The sequence below is a fragment of the Photobacterium aphoticum genome (assembly GCF_001029435.1).
GTDB lineage: Bacteria > Pseudomonadota > Gammaproteobacteria > Enterobacterales > Vibrionaceae > Photobacterium > Photobacterium aphoticum.
This window is the reverse complement of sequence record NZ_LDOV01000101.1, coordinates 1-320: the sequence shown is the minus strand read 5'-3', so window position 1 is coordinate 320 and position 320 is coordinate 1. Positions and strand designations below refer to the sequence as shown.

General features: G+C 36.9%; 1 pseudogene. It reads right to left on the bottom strand.

Annotated features, from left to right (window positions below):
* Nucleotides 1–211, bottom strand: a pseudogene (locus ABT58_RS24330) (GGDEF domain-containing protein); the annotation flags it as partial.
* Between the last annotated feature and the right edge of the window lie 109 nt (nt 212–320).

Below are 320 nucleotides of genomic sequence, written 5' to 3'. Positions count from 1 at the left end.
TTGCGCACGAGACCATAGCGATGTGGTTCTGTTTGAATGCATAAGAAAGCGCTAAGCAACAGAAAAACAGTACAAACGGCAAATTCGACAGAATACCAAGGTTGGACTTAGTAAAATCGATGATGGAATCAAGTCCAAGATAGACGAACGCCAACAACAATAACGGTAACGTCAAACGAAACCAATTTGATGTGACGACAGAAAAAGACATTGGAATTAGCCTGGAAGTACTAGTAAATCGTTAATGTTAAGTTGTCTAGAATCCTTTGATTTATTGAATTTCCAAGCTTTTTACTAAACTAACAATATAAATTTGAGCG